Here is a 20,058-nt window from a genome sequence, read left to right on the forward strand (position 1 = left end):
ACACATCGTCATCGCACCGCATCAAGCGGCGTGAGTCAGAGGCTCGGATGCGCCAGCCGGTAGTAACCGTCTTGCGACTTCGTACTTCGTCGGCCCGGCGCGAGTCACTACTCTAGCAGTTCTTCGCGGCCCTGTCCAACTCCGCAGTCCGTGTCCTGCGTCTCGTCCAGATCGTCTGGCGATCCTTCCAGTGAAGCAGTCACAGCCGATCGTGCGGTCTCCCGCTCTCTCGGGCCCTCAGCTCTTCCGCATCCACTCCGTGCCGCTGCTCCCGGGGGAGCTGCTCGGCCTGTCGTGTCTGCGTCCTCGCTGCTGACAAGAAAGAACATTACGCACCTCGAGAGGGTCTGGCAAACCGAGGAATTCAGGCTCCGTTCACCCGGCCGTTGAGGCATACCTGCAGGTCAACGAAGGTTTTCCCGCGCTCGGAAAGCGCTCATCGGGCCCGATGTGACCCACGTCTGAGAGTGGGGTCACCAGGAGTTGCTGCCGGCGTCGACGCCATGGCAGTGCGTCGGCGACGTCCGCTCCAGGCACGGGCGCCGGCTGCTCCAGGGTCCTCCTGCGGACCCCTCGTGCACTCTTCCCAGGGCGGGCTCCTCGGGCGGCCTCCCCGGAATGCAGAACGCCCCGGCCCCTCCACGCAGGAGGGAACGGGGCGTTCGAGGGCATCAGGTCGTCAGCCGACCAGACGGACCATCGCAGCGTTCTTCCGTCCGCGGCGCAGCAGGAGGTGGCGACCTGGCAGCAGCTGGAGGTCTCCGATCTCCTGGGCAAGGGTGTCAGCAGAGAGCTTCTCGCCGTTCACGGACAACCCACCCTCATCGGCGCCACGCCGTGCAGCCCCCTTGGACTGCACGATGCCTGCCTCCACGAAGGCGTCGACCAACGGGGTCGTCGGTGCGACCTCTGCACCCGGGAGCTCGCGGGCGATCGAGACGATGGTGGCCTCGTCCAGCTCACGCACGTCCCCGCGGCCGAAGAGCACCGCGGCTGCGGCGGTGGCCTGGTCCGTCGCCTGCTGGCCATGGACCATCGTGGTGAGCTCATCGGCCAGAGCGCGCTGCGCAGCCCGCTTGTGCGAGGCCTCCCGCGTGGCCTGCTCGAGCTCGGCGATCTCCTCCTGGCCACGGAAGGTGAAGTACTTCAGGTAGTTCACGACATCCGCATCGGCCGCATTGAGCCAGAACTGGTGGAAGGCGTACGGGCTGGTGAGCTCGGGATCGAGCCAGATCGCGCCGCCCTCGCTCTTCCCGAACTTGGTGCCGTCGGCCTTGGTGACCAGGGGGGTGGTCAGAGCGTGGGCGTCATGTCCCTCCACCTTGTGGATCAGCTCGACACCCGAGAGCAGGTTCCCCCACTGATCGTTGCCCCCGAACTGGAGGCTGACTCCGTGCCTCCGGTGGAGCTCGAGGAAGTCGATGCCCTGGAGCACCTGGTAGCTGAACTCGGTGTAGCTGATCCCCTCGTCGCTCTGCAGGCGGCGCGAGACAGTCTCCTTCCCGAGCATCGTCCCCATCCGGAAGTGCTTGCCCATGTCCCGCAGGAAGTCGAGGGCGCTCATCTGTCCGATCCAGTCGAGGTTGTTCACCATGGTCACGGCGAACTCTCCGTCGAGGTCGAGGAATCGGGAGATCTGCCCACGCAGGCTGTCCACCCAGGTCCTCACGAGCTCAGCGTCGTTGAGCACGCGCTCCCCCGACATCCGGGGATCGCCGATCAGGCCGGTCGCCCCGCCCACGAGGGCGTAGGGGTGGTGACCCGCCAGCTGCAGGCGCCGCATCGTGAGCACCTGGGTCAGGTGCCCCACGTGGAGGGAGGCTGCGGTCGGGTCGAAGCCGCAATAGAGGCTGATCGGTCCGTCCGCCAGAGCGCTGCCGAGCGCTTCGCGCCCGGTGGTCTGTACGACGAGTCCTCGCCAGGCGAGCTCGTCCAGGACGGAATGCATCGATCGGTTCCTCTCGGTGAGGCACAGGATGTGCCGGTCAGCGGTCCGAGACGGCCGACGAGTTCGTCGTGCGCGGTTCGGACCGTCAGCGCCTGGGTGGCGCCGGTGCCCAGTATCCCAGATCCGTGACCGGGGGGACCGCTCGTGCCATGACGGAAGAGTGCGGGACTCTCCGAGCACTCGCGTCGCGGCACACGGGGCCGTCTCGACACGGAACCGTCGCCACGAGGGACTGTCTCCGCGCGGCACCGTCGTCACGAGGGACTGTCGCCACGAGGGACCGTCTCCGCGCGGCACCTTCTCGGAGAGTGACGCAGCGGCCGGCGACCATGGCGGTCACCGGCCGCTGACGGCGAGTGCTCGGAGCGCGGCGGCTCAGCGGCCGCGCGTGAACTCGCGCAGAGAGGTGAGGGCGTCGGAGACGGCCTGCTCCTGCTCCGCGACCCGCACCGGGGCGGTCCCTCCCTTGGCGTCGCGGGACGCGATGGAACCCTCGACGGAGAGGACGTCGCGCACCGAGGCGTCCAGATGCTCGGAGATCTCGGCGAACTCGTCGTCGGTGAGGTCCCACAGCTCCTTGTCCTGCTCCTCGGCCACCTTCACGCAGGCGCCCGAGATCTCATGGGCGCTGCGGAAGGGCACCCCATTGCGCACCAGGTGATCGGCGATGTCGGTGGCCAGGGAGAAGCCCTGCGGGGCCAGCTCCGCCATCCTCTCGGTGTGGAAGGTGAGCGTCGCCATCATCCCGGTGAACGCCGGCAGCACCAGGCCCAGGGAGTCGACCTGGTCGAAGACCGGCTCCTTGTCCTCCTGGAGATCCCGGTTGTACGCCAGGGGCAGCGCCTTGAGCGTGGTCAGCAGACCGACGAGGTCACCGACGATGCGTCCGGCCTTGCCCCGCGCGAGCTCGGCGATGTCGGGGTTCTTCTTCTGCGGCATGATCGAGGAGCCCGTGGAGAAGGAGTCGTCCAGAGTGATGAACGAGAACTCCTTGGTGTTCCACAGGATGACCTCCTCCGCCAGGCGGGAGAGGTCGATGCCGATCATCGCGAGCACGAAGGAGAACTCCGCGGTCAGGTCCCGCGAGGCGGTCCCGTCGATCGAGTTCCAGACCGAGTCGGAGAACCCGAGCTCGGCGGCGACGGCCTGCGGATCCAGGCCGAGGCTCGAGCCGGCCAGGGCGCCGGAGCCGTAGGGCGAGCAGTCCGCACGACGATCCAGATCCCGCAGGCGCTCCACATCGCGCAGCAGCGGCCAGGCGTGGGCCAGCAGATGATGGCTCAGCAGCAGCGGCTGGGCATGCTGGAGATGCGTGCGTCCGGGCATCGGCACGCCGTGCACCTCCAGGGCGCGTGCGAGCAGCACGTCGACCAGGTCCAGCACCTGGTCACCGACGACACGCGCCTGGTCCCGGATGAACAGCCGGATCAGGGTGGCGATCTGGTCGTTGCGGGAGCGGCCGGCGCGCAGCTTGCCGCCCACCTCTCCCCCGGCCCGCTCGATGAGGCCGCGCTCGAGGGCGGTGTGCACGTCCTCGTCATCCGGTGCCGCGACGAACTCCCCGGAGGCGACGTCGGCGGCGAGCTGATCCAGCGCGCCCTGCATCGTGGCGAGCTCGTCGTCGCTCAGCAGGCCCGCGGTGTGCAGGACGTTCGCGTGGGCCTTGGACCCCCGCAGGTCGTACTGCGCCAGGCGCCAGTCGAAGTGCGTGGACACCGACAGCGCGGCGAGCGCCGCCGCCGGGCCGGAGCCGAAGCGGCCGCCCCACAGGGAGGCACGCTCCTGCGCGGCCGACGGATCCCCGGCAGCCGAGAGGTCCGCGGCGACGGAGGGGTCCCCGGCAGGGGCGGCGGCCCCCGAGGAGGGCACCCCCGCCGAGCTGATCCCTGCCGAGCTCATCCCGTCCGAGCTCATGCGTCGGCCTCGCCGGTGGTGAGGTCCTCCCCATTGCCGAAGGCGACGTCGCGGGCCGCTGCCTGCTTGGCGGCCAGGCCGTAGATGTCGATGAAGCCGCGGGCGCTGCCCTGGTCGAAGGTGTCGCCCTCGTCGTAGGTGGCGAGGTTGAAGTCGTACAGGCCGGTCTCGCTGCGGCGACCGGTCACGGTGGCGCGGCCGCCGTGGAGGGTCATGCGGATGTCGCCGTTCACGTAGCGCTGGGTCTCGTCGATGAACGCGTCCAGGGACTTCTTCAGGGGGGAGAACCACTGGCCGTCGTAGACCATCTCGGTCCAGCGATCGCCCACGGTGCGCTTGAAGCGGGCCTGCTCGCGCTCGAGCGTCACACGCTCCAGCTCCTGGTGCGCGGTGATCAGTGCCATCGCGCCGGGGGCCTCGTAGACCTCACGGGACTTGATGCCCACGAGACGGTCCTCGACGATGTCGATCCGGCCGATGCCCTGGGCGCCGGCGCGACGGTTCAGCTCCTGGATCGCTTCCAACGGGGTCACCTTCCGGCCGTCGATCGCGACGGGGATGCCGCGTTCGAAGGAGATGACGACCTCGTCGGCGACCGGCGGGAAGGCCGGGTCGTCGGTGTAGCTGAAGATGTCCTTGGTGGGCTCGTTCCAGATGTCCTCGAGGAAACCGGTCTCGATGGCGCGGCCCCACACGTTCTGGTCGATGGAGAACGGGTTGTGCTTCGTGGTCTCGATCGGCAGACCCTTCTGCTCGGCGTACTGGATCGCCTTGTCGCGGGTCAGCGCGAGGTCGCGCACCGGGGCGATGCACTTGAGCTCGGGAGCGAGCGAGGTGATCGAGACCTCGAAGCGCACCTGGTCGTTGCCCTTGCCGGTGCAGCCGTGGGCCACGGTCGTGGCGCCGAACTTCTTGGCGGCCTTCACGAGGTGCTTGGTGATCACCGGGCGGGAGATCGCCGAGACGTTCGGGTAGGCGTCCATGTACAGCGAGTTGGCCTTGAGCGCCTGCATGCAGTACTCCTCCGCGAACTCGTCGCGGGCGTCGGCCACATAGGCCTCGACGGCGCCGCAGTCCAGGGCGCGCTGGCGGATGACCTCGAGGTCCTCGCCGCCCTGGCCCACGTCCACCGCACAGGCGATGACGTCGGCGCCGGTGGCGTCGTGGATCCAGCCGATGGCCACGGAGGTGTCGAGGCCGCCGGAGTAGGCGAGGACGATGCGTTCGGTCACGGGAATGCTCCTAATCGAGTTCTGCTGAGCACGTTCTACGGATTGTCCCGCGGGTGCGATGCACCCGGTGCCCTGGTCGCCCAGGGCGGGGTCCTGTCGTGCGGGTTCCATCGGGTCTTGGGGTCTTGCTGGTCTTGCGGTGCTGCGGGTCTATCGGGTCGTCGGGATCGGGTGCTGCGGATCGGCGCGATGCCGGCGCTCAGGGGCGGGTTCCGGCGGATCGGAGGCGTCCCGTCGGCCTTCGGCGAGATCGAGCAGGCGGGCGGCGAGCCGATCCCCGCCGTCGGGATCCCGGGCGATCAGCAGCACGGTGTCGTCACCGGCGATCGTACCCAGGACATCGGGCATGACCGACCTGTCCAGGGCCGAGGCGAGATACTGCGCACCCCCGGGAGGGGTCCGCACGACGACGAGATTGCCGCTCGCCTCGGCGGAGACCAGCAGGCCCTCCGCGAGGCGGGGCAGGCGGGCCTCGAGCAGCTCGTTCTCGGCCGGGGGCCCTGCCGGCCGATTCGTGCCGCCCTCCGGCGGGAGCCGGTAGACGAGACTCCCCGCGGAGCCCCGGACCTTCTCCGCCTGGAGCTCGACGAGATCGCGCGAGAGGGTCGCCTGGGTGACCTCGGTCCCTTCGGCGGTCAGCAGCTGCGCGAGCTGGGACTGCGAGGAGACCTCCTGGTGCGTCAGCAGCTGCACGATGCGCTGCTGACGGGACGTCTTGGTCTGGGCCAGTGCCCGCCGCTGCTCGCTCATCGTCGCGCGCCCCGGGGCCGAGCGTGCTCGGCGGTCTCCTCGTCAGGGTGGGTGAGGAGCCAGGTGAGCAGAGCCTTCTGCGCATGCAGGCGGTTCTCCGCCTCGTCCCACACCACCGAGGCGGGGCCGTCGATCACCGAGGCGGCGACCTCCTTGCCGCGGTAGGCGGGCAGGCAGTGCAGAAAGATTCCGCCGGAGAGCTCCATGAGCTCCTCGGTGACCTGGTAGGGCGCGAAGGTCTCCTCGCCCCGGCCGTCCTCACCCTCCTGCCCCATCGACACCCAGGTGTCGGTGAGGACCGCGGTCGCGCCCGCCACGGCCTCGCGCGGGTCCTCGGTGACGGTGACCGCTCCGCCGGTGGTCGCGGCGATCTCCCGGGCCCGGGCCACGATCTCGGGATCGGGCTGGTGGGAGGCGGGCGCGCCGATCCGCACGTCCATGCCGGCGGTCACCCCGCCCAGCAGGTACGAGTGGGACATGTTGTTCGCGCCGTCGCCGAGGTAGGCCATGGAGCGCCCGGCCAGGGCGGCGTCGCCGTCGGCGAGGCCCCCCGTGTGCTGGGCGATGGTCTGCAGGTCGGCGAGGATCTGGCAGGGGTGGAACTCGTCGGTCAGCGCGTTGACGACGGGGACGGTCGAGACCGACGCCATCTCCTCGATCCGCTCCTGGCCGAAGGTGCGCCACACGATCGCGGAGACCATGCGGGTGAGCACCTCGGTGGTGTCCGCGATGGACTCTCCCCGGCCCAGCTGGCTGTTCCCCGCCTCGATGACGAGCGGGCTGCCGCCCAGCTCGGCGACGCCGGTCGCGAAGGAGATGCGGGTCCGGGTCGAGGACTTGTCGAACAGGATCGCGACGGTGCGGGGGCCCTCGAGCGGCCGCTGGGCGAAGCGGTCACCCGCGAGCTCGAGAGCGAGGGCCAGGACCTCCTTCTGCTCGGCGGAGCTGAGGTCGTCGTCGCGCAGGAAGTGGCGGGGCATATCAGTTCTCTCCTTCGGGGGCCGCGACCTTGAGCAGTCCGGGCAGGGCGGCGACGAACTCGTCGAGGTCCGCCTGCGTGATGATGAGCGGTGGCGCGAGGCGCAGGGTGGTGGAGTTCGGGGCGTTGACGATGAACCCTGCCTGCAGGGCCGCCGCGGCGACCTGCGGGGCGATCGGGGCCGTGAGCCCGATCCCGATCAGGAGACCCGCTCCGCGCACCTCGGAGATCAACGGGTCGCCGAGGGCGAGCACGTCGGCCGTGAAGCGGGCGCCGACGGTGCGCACATGCTCGAGCAGGTCGTCCTCGATGAGGGTTCCGAGCAGGGCGAGCGCCACGGCGCAGGCGAGCGGGTTGCCGCCGAAGGTGGTGCCGTGCTGACCGGGCTGGAGGAGGTCGTGGACCTTCGGTCCGTAGGTGATCACGGCGCCGATCGGGAACCCGCCGCCGAGGCCCTTGGCCAGCGTCATGACGTCGGGCTGGAGATCGTCGACCGCCTGATGCGCGAACCAGTGGCCGCTGCGGCCGATCCCGGTCTGGACCTCGTCGAGGACCAGCAGGGTGCCGTGCTCGCGGGTGAGGCGACGCAGTGCCAGCAGGTAGTCGCGGCTGAGCGGCTGCACTCCGGCCTCGCCCTGGATGGGCTCGGCGAAGACGGCGGCGACGTCCCCGGGCGCGAGCGCCTCGGCGAGGGCCTGCTCATCGCCTGCGGGGAGGAACTCGACCCCGCCCGGGAGCGGCTCGAAGGGGGCCCGGTAGGCCTCTTTCGAGGTCAGTGCGAGGGCGCCCATGGTGCGGCCGTGGAAGGAGTTCGACAGCGCCAGGATGCGCGGGCGGCCGGTGCGGCGGGCGATCTTGAACGCCGCCTCGTTCGCCTCCGAGCCCGAGTTCGCGAAGAACACCGCGGACCCCTCCGGGGCCTCGGCGAGCGCGAGCAGCTTCTCGGCGAGCTCGATCTGCGGGGCGCTGGCGAAGAAGTTCGAGACGTGGCCGAGGGTGCCTGCCTGCTTGGTCAGCGCCGCGAGGATCGACGGGTGGGCGTGACCCAGGGTGTTCACGGCGATCCCGGCCAGCAGGTCGAGGTACTCCTTCCCGTCGGTGTCCCAGACGCGCACTCCCTCGCCGCGGGCGAGAACCTTCTGCGGGGTGCCGAACACGGGCAGCAGGGCCTCGCGGTAGCGATCCTCGAAGGACTCCCCCGCCACGTGGTCCGTGGGCGTCGCGCCGGTCGTCGTCGCGCCGGTGGTCGTCGTCGTGCCCGTCATCTCGTCCTCAGACATAGTCGTCCCTCCTCACCATCGTGCCCACACCCTTGGTCGTGAAGACCTCCAGCAGCACCGCGTGCTCGATCCGGCCGTCGATCATGGCGGCGGTGCGCACCCCGGCGTCGACCGCGCCCAGCAGCGCCTCCGCCTTCGGGATCATCCCGGCGGTGAGGGAGGGCAGCATCTCGCGCAGCTCGGTCGCGGAGATCTCGGGGATCAGCGAGCTGCGGTCGGGCCAGTCGCGGTACAGCCCCTCGACGTCGGTGAGCATCACGAGCTTCTCGGCGTCCAGACCCTCGGCGAGGGCCGCGGCCGCGAGATCGGCGTTGATGTTCAGCACCTCCCCGGTGGGGTTGCCGTCGGCGTCGACCTCGGGGGCGATCGAGGAGATCACCGGGATCCGGCCGCTGGCCAGGAGGTCGCTGATGCCGTCGATGTTGACGCCGTTGACGGCGCCCACGTGCCCGAGGTCCACGTCCTCGCCGTCCACGACGGTGCCGCGACGGGTGGCGGTGAACAGCCGTGCGTCCTCACCGGACATCCCGACCGCGAACGGCCCGTGATGGTTGATGAGGCCCACGAGCTGCCGGCCCACCTGGCCCACCAGGACCATGCGCACCACGTCCATCGTGTCCGTGTCGGTGACGCGCAGCCCGCCCTGGAAGGTGGAGTCGATGCCGACGCGCTCGAGCATCGTGTTGATCTGGGGGCCGCCGCCGTGGACGACGACGACGTGGATGCCGGCCAGCCGCATGAAGACCATGTCCGCCGCGAAACCGCGACGCAGCTCGTCGTCGACCATGGCGTTGCCGCCGTACTTGACCACGACGATCTTCCCGCGGAAGCGCTGCATCCAGGGCATCGCCTCGATGAGCACCTCGGACTTCTCGCGCGCCTCGGTGCGGGCGGCGTCGAGCTGCGCGAGCGGGTTCTTGCCGACCAGCTGGCCCTCGGCGGTGTCGGCCTCGGGCCCTGCGGCGGGCTGGGGAGTGTTCTGCGGAGAGGTCATGAGGAGTAGGCGCTGTTCTCTTCGACGTAGTCGTGGGTGAGGTCGTTGGTCCAGATGTCACCGGTGGCCTCCCCGGCGCCGAGATCGACCTCGATGAGGGTCTCGCGCGGGGTCATGTCCACCTCGGAGCGGTCGCGGTGGGCCCCGCCGCCACGGCACACCTCGATCCCGTTGACAGTGACGCTGAGATCGGCGACGTCGAAGGGTGCGACCGCCTCGGGCACGCAGCCGGCCGCGGAGACGATCCGGCCCCAGTTGGGGTCGTTGCCGAAGATCGCGGCCTTGACCAGGTTGGAGCGGGCGATCTCGCGGGCCACCGCGAGGGCGGACTGCTCGGAGGTCGCCGAGCGGACCACGACGTGGACGTCATGGCTCGCGCCCTCGGCGTCCGCCACCAGCTGCCGGGCGAGGTCCGCGCTGACGGCCCGGATCGCCTCGGTGAGCTCGTCGGCCGCGACCATCACGCCGCTGGCCCCGGAGGCGAGCAGGATGACGGTGTCGTTGGTGGACATGCAGGCGTCGGAATCCACCCGGTCGAAGGTGGTCGAGGTGGCCGCCTTCAGGGCCTCCTGCGCGATCGTGGCGTCGACGTCCGCATCGGTGGTGAGCACCACGAGCATCGTCGCGAGCTGCGGGGCGAGCATGCCCGCCCCCTTCGCCATGCCGCCGACGATCGCTCCGGACGCAGTCGTGACCTCTGCGGTCTTCGGCACCGAGTCGGTGGTCATGATCGCGCGGGAGGCGGCCGCATCCGAGTCCGCCCCGGCGGCGAGCTGCTCGCTGGCGGCGGCGACGCCGGCCAGCAGTGGCTCCATCGGCAGCCGCTCCCCGATCAGTCCGGTCGAGCAGACCAGCACGTCCTGGGCGGAGACGTCGAGCAGGCTCGCGAGGTGCTCCGCGGTGCGATGGGTGTCGGCGAAGCCCTCGGGCCCGGTGCAGGCGTTCGCGCCGCCGGAGTTCAGCACGACCGCGCGGGCGCGGCCGTCGGCCACGGCCTCGCGGGACCAGAGGACAGGGGCGGCCTGGACCCGGTTCGAGGTGAACACGGCGGCGGCGACGTCACGCGGGCCGTCGTTGACGACGAGGGCGAGATCGGCGGCGCCGGTGGACTTGATGCCGGCGGCGAGTCCGGCTGCGCGGAAGCCGCGAGGGCGGGTGATCGTCATGAGGAACTCCTCGGGGAGGGTCGAGAACGGGAGGGGCCGACGGGACCGGGCCGACGGCGGGGGGCACGGTCGGGCCGGACGCGTGCGGTGCGGACGGCCGGCCCTCAGGGGGCGAGTGCGGTGCGGGTGAGGCCGGTGGCCTCGGGCAGGCCGAGCGCGAGGTTGAGCGACTGGATCGCCGCACCCGCGGTGCCCTTGACCAGGTTGTCGATCGCGGCGATCACGGTGGCCTGGCCGCTGCGATGGTCCACGGCGGCACCCAGACGGATCGTGTTGGCCCCGGTGACCTCGCCGGTCGTGGGGAAGACGCCCTCGGGCAGCACGGTCACGAAATGCTCGTGCGCATAGTCGGCGGTCAGGGCGGCGAGGAGGTCCGCCGTGGTGGCGGATCCCGTGACCGGGGCGTTGAGCACCGCGAGGATGCCGCGGCTCATCGGCACCAGCACCGGAGTGAAGGTGAGTCGCAGGCCGTCCTTCCCGGAGGAGCGACGGAGGTTCTGCAGCACCTCGGGCACGTGGCGGTGACTGCCTCCGACGGCGTACGGTGCGGCGCTGCCGGAGGCTTCTGCGAACATCAGGTGCTGCTTGGCCGAGCGGCCGGCCCCGGAGTAGCCCACGGGCAGAACGGCGCTGAGCTGGGTGTGGTCGATCAGGCCGGCGCGCACGAGCGGTGCCAGCGCGAGGGATACGGCCGTCGCGTTGCAGCCGGGCACGGCGATCTCTCGGGCGCCGACGATCTGATCGCGCTGCCGGGTGCCGTCGGCCAGCGGCAGCTCGGGCATGCCGTAGGTCCAGGTGCCGGAGTGCTCGGACCGGTAGTACTCGGCCCAGTCCTCGGCGCTCTCGAGCCGATGATCGGCGCCGAGATCCAGCACCAGCACGTCCGGATCCTTCTCGCGCAGTGCGGCCGCGATCTGCCCGGACTGGCCGTGAGGCAGTGCGAGGACGACGACGTCGTGACCGCTGAGCGACTCGACGGAGGTCTCCGTCAGGATCGGGTCATGACCGAGGTCGATGTGCGGCGCGACCTCGCTCAGCCGCTTGCCCGCACTGGAATGCGCGGCGACCGTCGCGATCTCGACCCCGGGATGCGCGGACAGCAGTCGCAGCGTCTCTCCCCCGGCGTACCCGGAAGCGCCGACGACGGCGACGCGCGGCAGGCGCGCCGACGCGTCGCGAGGCGCAGCAGAGACAGGGGAAGCAGAGGCGGGGGTGCCCGATGCGGAAGTCATACCGGAAGTATATACAGCAGAGTGCATGAACAGCCAGTTGGCATCGGAGGGCGTCGATCACTCGTCCCGAGGACCCGTCCCGCACGGCATGACATCGGCACCATGACCTCCTCGACGAACCCACCCCCGTCCGCGCCATATGGCCGCGAGGCAGCACGGCGAGGCAGTGAGCCGGCCCTTTCACGTCGGGGAGAGCATCCGCTCAGGCCTGGTCGAGCATGCGATGCTTCAGCGCCTTGCTCCACTCGTAGGTGGTGTGCGTGATCGCGTCGTCCTTGAAGGCGACGCCATCGCGGTCGACGGCATACGAGAAGATGCCACCCTTCGCCGCCCCGTCGGGCTGCCAATCGGCGAACTCCACGGCCCGGGACTCTTCGAAGGGATCCGAGGTGTCGTTCCACTCGTTCGACCCGTCGTTCTCCTCGTAGAACGAGAATCCGATGAGGTACTGCTCCGGGTCGATGAACGGCGCGAAGGAATCCCAGGTCGACTGCAGCGACGAGATCGAGCGTCCATAGGACTGCACCAGAACGAAGTCGAAGCAGTCGGGCGTGGCGCGGAACAGCGGCACACGCCCGTCCCGGTTGGTGTCGTAGATGAAGAGTCGGTCGGTCCCGCTCTTGGGGCCGATCAGTCGCGAGAGCTCGAGGAACACCCCCACCGCTCGTGCCGTCTCGGACTCGTCGAGGGTGCGCTCCATATCGATGTCCAGACCATCGAGCCCGTGCGCCTCGACCAGCGTCTCCACAAGGTGCTCGGCATTCGCGCGGTGCCCGTCGGCGGTATCCGGGAATGCAGGATCCAGGACGGCCTGGATGTCCGTGGTCCTCACGACGCGGGTTCCCCTGCTGCGGAGAGCTGGCACGTACTCCTCACGCAGCACGGTCCAGAACGGACTGTCATCCGGGGTGTAGTCGGGGAAGACGAAGGCCAGGTCGATCTCCGCGGGAATCTCCCCCATCGAGTTCGGACGAGTCGGGTCGACCGCCCGGTCGTGCCAGGTGCGGAAGTAGGCGAACTCGAGCGGAGGAGCCATCTCGCACCCATCACCTCCTTCTGACTGCCGCGCGTGGCGTGGCATCCTCTCCTCCTCCGTCGCCCCGGGCAGGAGGCCCTGCCCCCGCGAGGGTTCCGGTGGTGCCGCCGCAGCCAGCGTCGACGTTCCGAGTGCTGCGGCACCCATCGCCCCTGCTATCAGGGCGCGGCGAGAAGTGTTCTGAGTCATCGGTGGCCTTTCTCCATACGGGCGTCGTCGCCCGCCGTCGGCACAGCTCCCTGCAGGGAGTCGCGTCCCGGACCATTGCCCCAACATCGATCCTCGGTTCGGTCACGAGTGGGTAACGTGGTCCGGAACAGCCAAGTTAACCGCTAAAGTCACGCTGGACAACCAATCATCGACGATTGCTCGAACTCCGAGGTACGTCGCGTTCACGAGGTGGTGATGATGACCGAGCCTGCCCCCATCGACGCCGTGACACCGGTAGCCGAAGCGACCCGTGCTGCCGAGTCGACACACGACGGGTCCACAGCACCGGGCCGCCGGCCCGGAGCGCGATCGAGTCGACTCGCCGGACTCGTCTATCTGCGACAGCGCCTCACGATGTACCTGACCGTGGCCATCGTGAGCATCCTGGTGAACTTCATCCTGCCGCGCTTCATGCCGGGCGATCCGGCAACCCAGATGATCCGCGACATCACCAACCGCACTGGCGCCCCGCCGTCCGGCTATCAGTCCCAGCTGATCAAGGCGCGCTACGGGGATCCGGACCGTCCCGTGCTGCTCCAGTTCTGGGACTACTTCTCGCGACTCGTGCAGGGCGACCTCGGTCAATCCGCGCAGTACTACCCGATCTCCGTCACCGAGCTCATCGGGCGCGCTCTCCCCTGGACCCTCTACCTGGCCATCGTCTCCACCGTGCTCGGCTGGATCATCGGCACGTACCTCGGAGCACGGCTCGGGTGGAAGCCCGGACGCCGGCTCGACGCGATCCTGACCCCTGTGTCGATGTTCTTCAGCTCGATCCCTGCATTCTGGCTCGGCCTGCTCATCGTCTGGTACCTGGCCTACAGCAACGGTTGGTTCCCGAACCAGGGCGCATACAACAACTCGCTCGAGATCGACTTCACCAGCCTTGACTTCTACCTCTCCGCCCTCTTCCACGGTGCACGTCCGCTCTTCACCTTGATCATCGTCGGCTTCGCCAGATGGCTGTTCTCCATGCGCAACATGATGATCACGACCGTCAACGAGGACTACGTCCAGCTCGCCCGCGCCAAGGGCCTGCCGGAGAACAGGATTCGCAGCCGTTACGCCGCGCGAAACGCCCTGCTGCCCAACTTCACGGGGCTCGCGCAGTCCATGGGCGGCGCGCTGACGGCGGTGATCCTCGCCGAGACGGTGTTCATCTACCCCGGAATCGGATCACTCCTCACCGGAGCACAGGCTGCCCGCGACTACCCCGTCATGCAGGGCGTGATGCTCATGGTCATCTTCGCTTCGCTGCTGTTCAACTTCATCGCCGATTCCGTCTACGTCCTCCTGGACCCACGTACACGAGAGGTGAAGTGACATGCTGAAGCGCTTCCTCCTCATCGGCAAGGTGCAGATCGGCCTCGCCATCATCGCGGTGTTCACGCTCACCGCGTTCTTCGGGCCCTGGTTCAGCCAGAACGTGCTGGGCATGACCCCGCAGCAGGTCGATTACCAGAATCTGACCGGAGGTCCGCCGGACTCAACGCACTGGCTCGGCACCACCAGCCAGGGCCAGGACGTCATGGCGTGGATGCTCTACGGCACGCGCACGTCGATGCTGGTCGGATTCGCCTCCGCCGTGATCGGCACGGTGCTCACAGTCGTCATCGGTGCCTGGGCAGGATTCTCCGGCGGGCTCGTGGACCGATTCCTCAACGGGACGATCCTGGTCTTCGGAAACTTCCCGACCTTCGCCCTGCTGTTCATCGTGGCCGCAGCCTTCCAGAACGCGAACTGGTTGCTGGTCTCCATCGTCATCGGCGGCATCGAATGGGCCAGCGGGGCCAGGCAGATCCGCGCTCAGACCATGAGCCTGCGGGGCCGCGATTTCACCACTGCGCTGCGTACCGTCGGGGAATCCCGGGCACGGATCATCCTGGTCGAGGTCATGCCCCACCTGCTCGGAGTCATCTCCCCGATGTTCCTCGGCCTCATCGCCGCTGGCGTGAACCAGCAGGCTGCCTTGGCCTTCCTGGGCATCGGCAATCCGTCGGAACCCTCCTGGGGCCTGATGATCAACTGGGCGATGACGCAGAACGCCCTCTTCCGTGGCCTCTGGTGGTGGTTCATTCCTCCGGGCCTCGCCCTGTGCCTCATCGGATTCGCGACCACCATGGTCAATTTCGGCTTCGACGAGATCACCAACCCCACGCTGTCGAGCAAGCGGATGAAGCTCATGCGGGTATTCCTACGGGACCGATCCCGCAGCACCGCTGCCGCGCGGAAGAAGGAGATGGCCACGCGATGACACTCACCACTGCACCTGCAATCCTCGAGACCGAATCGGAGATCATCGACCGGCTCGAGAACTCGCCGACACTCTTGGACGTCCGCGGCCTCTGCGTCGATTACGTGACGGAAGCCGGGAACATCCGCGCCTGCGACGACATCGATCTCACCCTCAAACGCGGGGAGATCCTCGGGGTCGCCGGCGAATCCGCCAGCGGGAAGTCCACCCTGCTCAACGCACTCGGGCGACTGCAGCGGATGCCCGCGGCGACCAGCGCCGGAGAGATCGTCTTCCATCCGACGGACGGCACCGACCCGGTCGATCTCGCGGCTCTCAGCGAGGCCGAGCTCGCCCCCTACCGCTGGACCAAGATCTCCGTCGTCATGCAGTCCGCGATGGCGAGCCTGAATCCCGTCATCCGGCTCGGAGAGCAGTTCACCGACGTCATCCGTACGCATGATTCTCGGCTCTCGGAACAGGACGCACGCGACCAGGCCGCAGACCTCCTGACCATGGTGGGGATCAGCTCCGACCGACTGACGGCCTTCCCGTTCCAGCTCTCCGGCGGCATGCAGCAGCGGGCTCTCATCGCGCTCTCGCTCGCCTGCGATCCGGACCTCGTCCTCATGGACGAGCCGACCACCGCGGTCGACGTCGTGATGCAGCGGCAGATCCTCGACCAGGTGCTGGCGGCCCAGGAACGACTGGGATTCGCCGTCGTCTTCGTGACCCATGACCTGTCCCTGCTCCTGGAGATCTCGGACCGCATCGCCATCATGTACGGCGGCAAGATCGTCGAGAACGGCACAGCTGCCCGACTCCACGGCAGCGCGAAGCACCCCTACACACGTGCTCTTCGCCAGGCGTTCCCGCCACTCTCCGAACCGGTGCGCCGGCTCTCGGGCATTGCGGGCTCTCCCCCGGATCTGTTGGACCTCCCGCCCGGTTGCGCCTTTGCGCCACGATGCGGTTCGGCGATGCCGATCTGCCATCAGCGCATACCCGAGCTCCGTGACATCCCGCAGGGGCGCAGCGCCTGTTTCCGCAGCAACGGAGAACTCAGCGAGACAGAGCTGTCCGAGCAGAGCAAGGCAGCCGACGACCAGGAAGAGGGAGACCACCGATGAGCACGTCCGCACGCCGCTCTCCTGCCTCGGCCGCTCCCGCGGACGCCGTAGCACCCAGCACTCGGAACACGCCGGACGAGACGGCGGTGCCGGTCCTGGAAGCGCGCAATGTCCATGTGCACTTCCCCGGGACCGACAGCGCGGGGCGCCCGGTGACGATCCGGGCACTGGACGGCGTCGACCTCACGCTCTACCCCGGGCAGATCAGCTCCCTCGTCGGAGAGTCCGGATCCGGCAAGACCACGATCGCGCGGCTCTTCGCTCTGATCTACAAGCCGACCCACGGCGAAATCCTGTACAAGGGAAAGCCGATCCACGTGCGCGGAGGCCGCGCCGAACGGGCGTACTACCGCAATGTGCAGCTGATCTACCAGGATCCCTTCGCCTCGCTGAACGGGCTGAAGAAGGTCCGGACGATCATCTCCCGCGTCGTGAAGATCCATTTCCCCCGTCTGAGCAGGTCCGAGAACACGGAGCGCACCGCGGATCTGCTCGAGAAGGCGAACATGACGCCGTCCTCGCGGTACCTGGACAGGTATCCCACCGACCTCTCCGGAGGTCAGCGCCAGCGGATCGCGATCGCCCGAGCACTTGCCGTGGATCCGGACGTGATCCTCGCCGACGAACCGACGTCGATGCTCGACGCCTCGATCCGGCTCGACGTGCTGAACCTGCTGAAGGATCTTCGGGAGTCGGAGAAGATCGCGGTCCTCTACATCACGCACGACATCGCGAGCGCCCGTTACCTCTCTGATCGCATCCATGTCATGTACGGCGGCAAGATCATCGAGGAAGGCCCGACGGAGAGCATCATCTCCTCGCCCCTCCACCCGTACACGAAACTCCTGCTCAGCGCGGCCCCCGACCCGGCACGATTCAAGGGTTCCGGCAAGCTGACGCACGAGCCCATCGCTGAATCGCGCCCGGTCGACAATTCGTCGGACATCAGAGGCTGCCGGTTCGCGGACAGGTGCCCTGTGGCCATGCCGAAGTGCACCTCCCAAGACCTCCCCCTGTTCCGCAGCACGCAGGACGCCCATTCGGTGCAGTGCTGGCAGGCGGAGAACGCCGCAGAGTACGAGCGGCAGTCGTGACACCGATCCCGGAAACTCACGGATACTGCAATGAAGGAGTAGTTCCATGTCTCAGCGTTTGACGCATACGTCGTTCGATCGCCGATCAGTGCTCGGCATGGGTGCCGCGGCGATCACCGCGGCCACCCTGGCAGCCTGCGGAGGGAAGACCGGCGGTGGGGGCAGCGGTGCCTCTGACAGCGGTGGCTCAGGCCCTCGCTCCACAGAAGGCACGATCGACAACGACGGCATCTTGCGCGTCGGTGCCGTCGTGGCGACCTCCAACGTGTTCCCGGAGAACTTCAACGTCTTCGGCGGCGGTGATTCGGCCCCCGGCAATGCGCTTTTCTGGGAGACCCTCTTCCGGATCTCTTCGACGGACGGCTCCGCACTGGTCCCGAACCTCGGGAAGGAGGTCGAGTACACCGAGGGAGGCAAGGTCGCCACGTACACGCTGCGCGACGACGTCACCTGGAATGACGGAGAGAAGTTCACGTCGAAAGATGTTGCCTTCACCTACGGCTTCATCTTCGAGGAGCCTGGTACCGAGCCCGATGAGGACGGCAACCTGCCGTGGCTCGTCAAGCCCATCGAGACCCCGGACGAGACGACGGTCGTCGTCACCTACAACGAGCCGCAGTACACCGAGGACCTCCCCCTGTCCCTGTACTTCCCGATCTACCCGGAGCACATCTACAAGGACCTCGACCGTCAGAACTACCAGGACAAGTCCCCGGTGGGGACGGGTCCAGGTCGGCTCAAGAAGTTCGCCGGCCAGCAGATCGAGGTCGAGATCCGCGACGACTACTGGGGCGATGTCAGCCCGGACCTCAAGGAGGTCCACCTCGTTCCCTCCGGCACCGCCGGCAATATCGAGTCCCAGATCACCCAGGGTGATGTCGACTGGTCGCAGGGCGGCGCACCGGGAGTCGTCACGAACTTCGTGACGATGGAGGACCACAACGGGTACTTCTATTATCCGGACGGTTCCACCCGCGGGATCATCATGGCCACCCACAAGGGGCCGACGCAGGACCCCGCCGTGCGTCGAGCACTGCGCTCGGCCGTCGACATGGGGATCGTCGCCGACGCAGCCGGTATCGCGTACACGGTTCCGTCAGTCAGCGGACTCGACACCGGCATCTATGAAGCGATGCTCAAGGACGAGTTCAAGAACCCCATGACTCCTGATGTCGAGGCGGCGAAGAAGGAACTCGCAGATGCGGGATGGACCGTCAACGACCAGGGCAACCTGGAGAAGGATGGCAAGGAATATCCGCTGAAGCTGCACATCCAGAACGACAATCCCGCCGAGATGACGACGATGCCGATCGTGGTGGACCAGTGGTCCACCAACCTCGGACTGTCCATCGCGTTCACGCCGCTCCCGCCCGATGTCTTCGGTCCTGCGCAGGCGAAGGGTGACTACGAGCTGTCGCTCTGGACCACGAATGCCGCGGGTGGCGCCTACCAGGCGTTCACCATGTACCGGCATACGAAGATCTACGACATCGGCGACGAGGTCGCGGATGGCAACTACGGTCGCTGGGAGATGCCCGATGCGGCCAACGATGCTCTGCTGGCAATCACGACGACACCGCCCGATCAGGTCGACGCGATCATCGAGCACTGCCAGGTCCTGCAGCAGGCGGTCGCTGACGATGCTCCGTACATTCCGGTCCAGTCCAACGGCGCCGGTGGGATGTTCTCGACCATGAAGTGGTCGGGGCTCGCCGAAGCGTCGGAGATCGACTACTTCCCGCGTGTTGACGGCTACAACAACATGATCCAGACGATCGCGGACTTCACCCCGTCGTCCTGATCACCGCAGGCCAGGACCGGACCTCCGACCGCGGAGGTCCGGTCCTGGCCTGTGTACCCATGCTGTGCGTCCTGTGTTGCGGGCTCTGACGCGGCGTCGGTGGGTCAGCTGACGTGCGATGCGCTGCCGTAGAGGGGTTCCGTCATGGCAGAGACGATCTCGGACTGGTCTCCGGTCTGGAGCTGATACGTCACGAACGCCCCATAGCCGCCGTCAGCCGTCCTCTGGGCGAACTCACGGACCAGTTCCGGTGAGGTGGCGCTCGAGCCGAGGTCGACTGCGGCCGCCCCGTACTGGGAACGGGGCAGACCCGGGACGGAGAAGTCTCGAAAGCTCCCGTAGTAGGGGTTCCAGGCGTAGTCGACCAGGTCGCCCACGCGCCGCCCCTCGAACTCCTGGTGTTCGGCAGACGGTCCGATCACATAGAACGTGATCAGACGGTTCGGAAGTCGCTTGCGCAGCGACGCCACGAAGGCGACGAAGGAGAAGTCGTTGGGCAGGCCTGTGCCGTTCTTCCCGTACTCCGACCACTCGTCATCGAGGTCCACCCCGTCAAGACCGTAGCGGCGCACGAGTGTCGTCACCTCGCGGGCGAACCGGTCGGCCGCCCGAGCATCGGGGAAGTTCGCGAAGCCGGCACCCTGATGGTTGCCGAGGATCGAGAGGACGACCTTGATCCCCTTCTCCTGCAGTGGCCTGACATAGGTATCCACGTTGTCCAGCAGGTGCTGGACGTTCTCGTTGAGGTGCAGGTACGCCCGTTCACCGTCGTAGTTGATGTTCGCCGCGAAGATCACGGCGATGTCGAAGGCAGGACTGCCGTCCTCCAGCGTGTACTGACCGACGTTCAGCAGGGAATTGTCATTGACCTCGATGTAGGCGACCGAGGCGATCCGGCCCCCTCGGCGAACCGGCTCTGCAGCTGCGGGGCCAGCCAGCAGGCTCGCGCCCACTCCTCCGACAGCCAGACTCCCGACGCCTGTGAGCAGGGATCTGCGAGTGATGCGTGCCATGCGATGACCTCCAGTGCGGATGACGCCCGGTTGCCTCGGGCGCTCG

Annotated in this window: 16 protein-coding genes; 5 read left to right on the plus strand and 11 right to left on the minus strand. The window is 68.1% G+C overall.

The window, feature by feature from the left end; genetic code table 11:
• Positions 1-679: 679 nt before the first annotated feature.
• The 10 genes from tyrS to ACT3T5_RS17385 all read right to left on the minus strand — a co-directional run bounded on the left by tyrS (position 680) and on the right by ACT3T5_RS17385 (position 12,531).
• On the minus strand, positions 680-1,948 hold the full coding sequence (gene tyrS, locus ACT3T5_RS17340; protein WP_444579963.1) for a tyrosine--tRNA ligase: 1,269 nt from the start codon (positions 1,946-1,948) through the stop codon (positions 680-682).
• Positions 1,949-2,323: 375 nt separating this feature from the next.
• Complete coding sequence (argH, locus tag ACT3T5_RS17345) at positions 2,324-3,862, minus strand: argininosuccinate lyase (RefSeq protein ID WP_444579964.1); 1,539 nt, start codon at positions 3,860-3,862, stop codon at positions 2,324-2,326.
• Positions 3,859-5,094 (minus strand): argininosuccinate synthase, encoded by a 1,236-nt coding sequence (locus tag ACT3T5_RS17350; RefSeq protein ID WP_444579965.1) that lies wholly within the window; start codon positions 5,092-5,094, stop codon positions 3,859-3,861. The genes argH and ACT3T5_RS17350 overlap by 4 nt, the downstream gene beginning before the upstream one ends.
• A 150-nt stretch (positions 5,095-5,244) precedes the next feature.
• The gene (locus ACT3T5_RS17355; protein WP_443351089.1) at positions 5,245-5,844 is read right to left on the minus strand and encodes an arginine repressor; all 600 of its coding nucleotides are present in this window, start codon (positions 5,842-5,844) and stop codon (positions 5,245-5,247) included.
• On the minus strand, positions 5,841-6,824 hold the full coding sequence (gene argF, locus ACT3T5_RS17360; RefSeq protein WP_444579966.1) for an ornithine carbamoyltransferase: 984 nt from the start codon (positions 6,822-6,824) through the stop codon (positions 5,841-5,843). Before argF ends, ACT3T5_RS17355 begins: the two co-directional genes overlap by 4 nt.
• A gap of 1 nt (position 6,825) precedes the next feature.
• Positions 6,826-8,103, minus strand: a complete 1,278-nt coding sequence (locus ACT3T5_RS17365) for an acetylornithine transaminase (protein ID WP_444579967.1) — start codon at positions 8,101-8,103, stop codon at positions 6,826-6,828.
• The gene (gene argB / locus ACT3T5_RS17370; RefSeq protein ID WP_226850379.1) at positions 8,096-9,097 is read right to left on the minus strand and encodes an acetylglutamate kinase; all 1,002 of its coding nucleotides are present in this window, start codon (positions 9,095-9,097) and stop codon (positions 8,096-8,098) included. Before argB ends, ACT3T5_RS17365 begins: the two co-directional genes overlap by 8 nt.
• Positions 9,094-10,263 (minus strand): bifunctional glutamate N-acetyltransferase/amino-acid acetyltransferase ArgJ, encoded by a 1,170-nt coding sequence (argJ, locus tag ACT3T5_RS17375; protein WP_193117988.1) that lies wholly within the window; start codon positions 10,261-10,263, stop codon positions 9,094-9,096. Before argJ ends, argB begins: the two co-directional genes overlap by 4 nt.
• A gap of 104 nt (positions 10,264-10,367) precedes the next feature.
• Positions 10,368-11,495 (minus strand): N-acetyl-gamma-glutamyl-phosphate reductase, encoded by a 1,128-nt coding sequence (argC, locus tag ACT3T5_RS17380; RefSeq protein WP_444579969.1) that lies wholly within the window; start codon positions 11,493-11,495, stop codon positions 10,368-10,370.
• 202 nt (positions 11,496-11,697) lie between these two features.
• Complete coding sequence (locus tag ACT3T5_RS17385; protein WP_444579970.1) at positions 11,698-12,531, minus strand: EndoS/ChiA family endoglycosidase; 834 nt, start codon at positions 12,529-12,531, stop codon at positions 11,698-11,700.
• A 408-nt stretch (positions 12,532-12,939) separates the two neighbouring features.
• On the opposite strand from ACT3T5_RS17385, the gene ACT3T5_RS17390 reads away from it, so the two are divergent.
• Genes ACT3T5_RS17390 through ACT3T5_RS17410 form a run of 5 tightly spaced genes read left to right on the plus strand, consistent with a single transcriptional unit; the run spans position 12,940 to position 18,999 of the window.
• A complete protein-coding gene (locus tag ACT3T5_RS17390; protein ID WP_444595046.1) occupies positions 12,940-14,064 on the plus strand; it encodes an ABC transporter permease in 1,125 nt (374 codons plus the stop codon).
• Between the two features lies 1 nt (position 14,065).
• On the plus strand, positions 14,066-14,995 hold the full coding sequence (locus ACT3T5_RS17395) for an ABC transporter permease (RefSeq protein ID WP_444579972.1): 930 nt from the start codon (positions 14,066-14,068) through the stop codon (positions 14,993-14,995).
• The gene (locus ACT3T5_RS17400) at positions 14,992-16,104 is read left to right on the plus strand and encodes an ABC transporter ATP-binding protein (RefSeq protein WP_444595047.1); all 1,113 of its coding nucleotides are present in this window, start codon (positions 14,992-14,994) and stop codon (positions 16,102-16,104) included. The genes ACT3T5_RS17395 and ACT3T5_RS17400 overlap by 4 nt, the downstream gene beginning before the upstream one ends.
• The gene (locus ACT3T5_RS17405) at positions 16,101-17,198 is read left to right on the plus strand and encodes an ABC transporter ATP-binding protein (protein ID WP_444579816.1); all 1,098 of its coding nucleotides are present in this window, start codon (positions 16,101-16,103) and stop codon (positions 17,196-17,198) included. Before ACT3T5_RS17400 ends, ACT3T5_RS17405 begins: the two co-directional genes overlap by 4 nt.
• Positions 17,199-17,244: 46 nt before the next feature.
• Positions 17,245-18,999: an ABC transporter substrate-binding protein gene (locus tag ACT3T5_RS17410; RefSeq protein WP_444579814.1), complete on the plus strand. Its 1,755-nt coding sequence runs from the start codon at positions 17,245-17,247 to the stop codon at positions 18,997-18,999.
• A gap of 104 nt (positions 19,000-19,103) precedes the next feature.
• On the opposite strand, the gene ACT3T5_RS17415 is transcribed toward ACT3T5_RS17410, so the two are convergent.
• Entirely contained in the window at positions 19,104-20,012 is a 909-nt protein-coding gene (locus ACT3T5_RS17415) for an endo-beta-N-acetylglucosaminidase H (protein WP_444579813.1), read from the minus strand.
• Positions 20,013-20,058 lie beyond the last annotated feature (46 nt).

Origin of the sequence: Brachybacterium sp. AOP3-A1-3 (genome assembly GCF_052378285.1) — a bacterium.
In the GTDB taxonomy this organism is placed as follows: domain Bacteria; phylum Actinomycetota; class Actinomycetes; order Actinomycetales; family Dermabacteraceae; genus Brachybacterium.

Excerpts from the sequence above, each read along its gene's own strand:
- ACT3T5_RS17365 (WP_444579967.1), bottom strand. The coding sequence starts at position 8,103 with ATGTCTGAGGACGAGATGACGGGCACGACGACGACCACCGGCGCGACG.
- ACT3T5_RS17410 (WP_444579814.1), top strand. The coding sequence starts at position 17,245 with ATGTCTCAGCGTTTGACGCATACGTCGTTCGATCGCCGATCAGTGCTC.
- argF (WP_444579966.1), bottom strand. The coding sequence starts at position 6,824 with ATGCCCCGCCACTTCCTGCGCGACGACGACCTCAGCTCCGCCGAGCAG.
- ACT3T5_RS17355 (WP_443351089.1), bottom strand. The coding sequence starts at position 5,844 with ATGAGCGAGCAGCGGCGGGCACTGGCCCAGACCAAGACGTCCCGTCAG.
- ACT3T5_RS17385 (WP_444579970.1), bottom strand. The coding sequence starts at position 12,531 with ATGGCTCCTCCGCTCGAGTTCGCCTACTTCCGCACCTGGCACGACCGG.
- ACT3T5_RS17390 (WP_444595046.1), top strand. The coding sequence starts at position 12,940 with ATGACCGAGCCTGCCCCCATCGACGCCGTGACACCGGTAGCCGAAGCG.
- ACT3T5_RS17405 (WP_444579816.1), top strand. The coding sequence starts at position 16,101 with ATGAGCACGTCCGCACGCCGCTCTCCTGCCTCGGCCGCTCCCGCGGAC.
- argC (WP_444579969.1), bottom strand. The coding sequence starts at position 11,495 with ATGACTTCCGCATCGGGCACCCCCGCCTCTGCTTCCCCTGTCTCTGCT.
- ACT3T5_RS17395 (WP_444579972.1), top strand. The coding sequence starts at position 14,066 with ATGCTGAAGCGCTTCCTCCTCATCGGCAAGGTGCAGATCGGCCTCGCC.
- ACT3T5_RS17415 (WP_444579813.1), bottom strand. The coding sequence starts at position 20,012 with ATGGCACGCATCACTCGCAGATCCCTGCTCACAGGCGTCGGGAGTCTG.
- argB (WP_226850379.1), bottom strand. The coding sequence starts at position 9,097 with ATGACCTCTCCGCAGAACACTCCCCAGCCCGCCGCAGGGCCCGAGGCC.
- ACT3T5_RS17400 (WP_444595047.1), top strand. The coding sequence starts at position 14,992 with ATGACACTCACCACTGCACCTGCAATCCTCGAGACCGAATCGGAGATC.
- argJ (WP_193117988.1), bottom strand. The coding sequence starts at position 10,263 with ATGACGATCACCCGCCCTCGCGGCTTCCGCGCAGCCGGACTCGCCGCC.
- tyrS (WP_444579963.1), bottom strand. The coding sequence starts at position 1,948 with ATGCATTCCGTCCTGGACGAGCTCGCCTGGCGAGGACTCGTCGTACAG.
- argH (WP_444579964.1), bottom strand. The coding sequence starts at position 3,862 with ATGAGCTCGGACGGGATGAGCTCGGCAGGGATCAGCTCGGCGGGGGTG.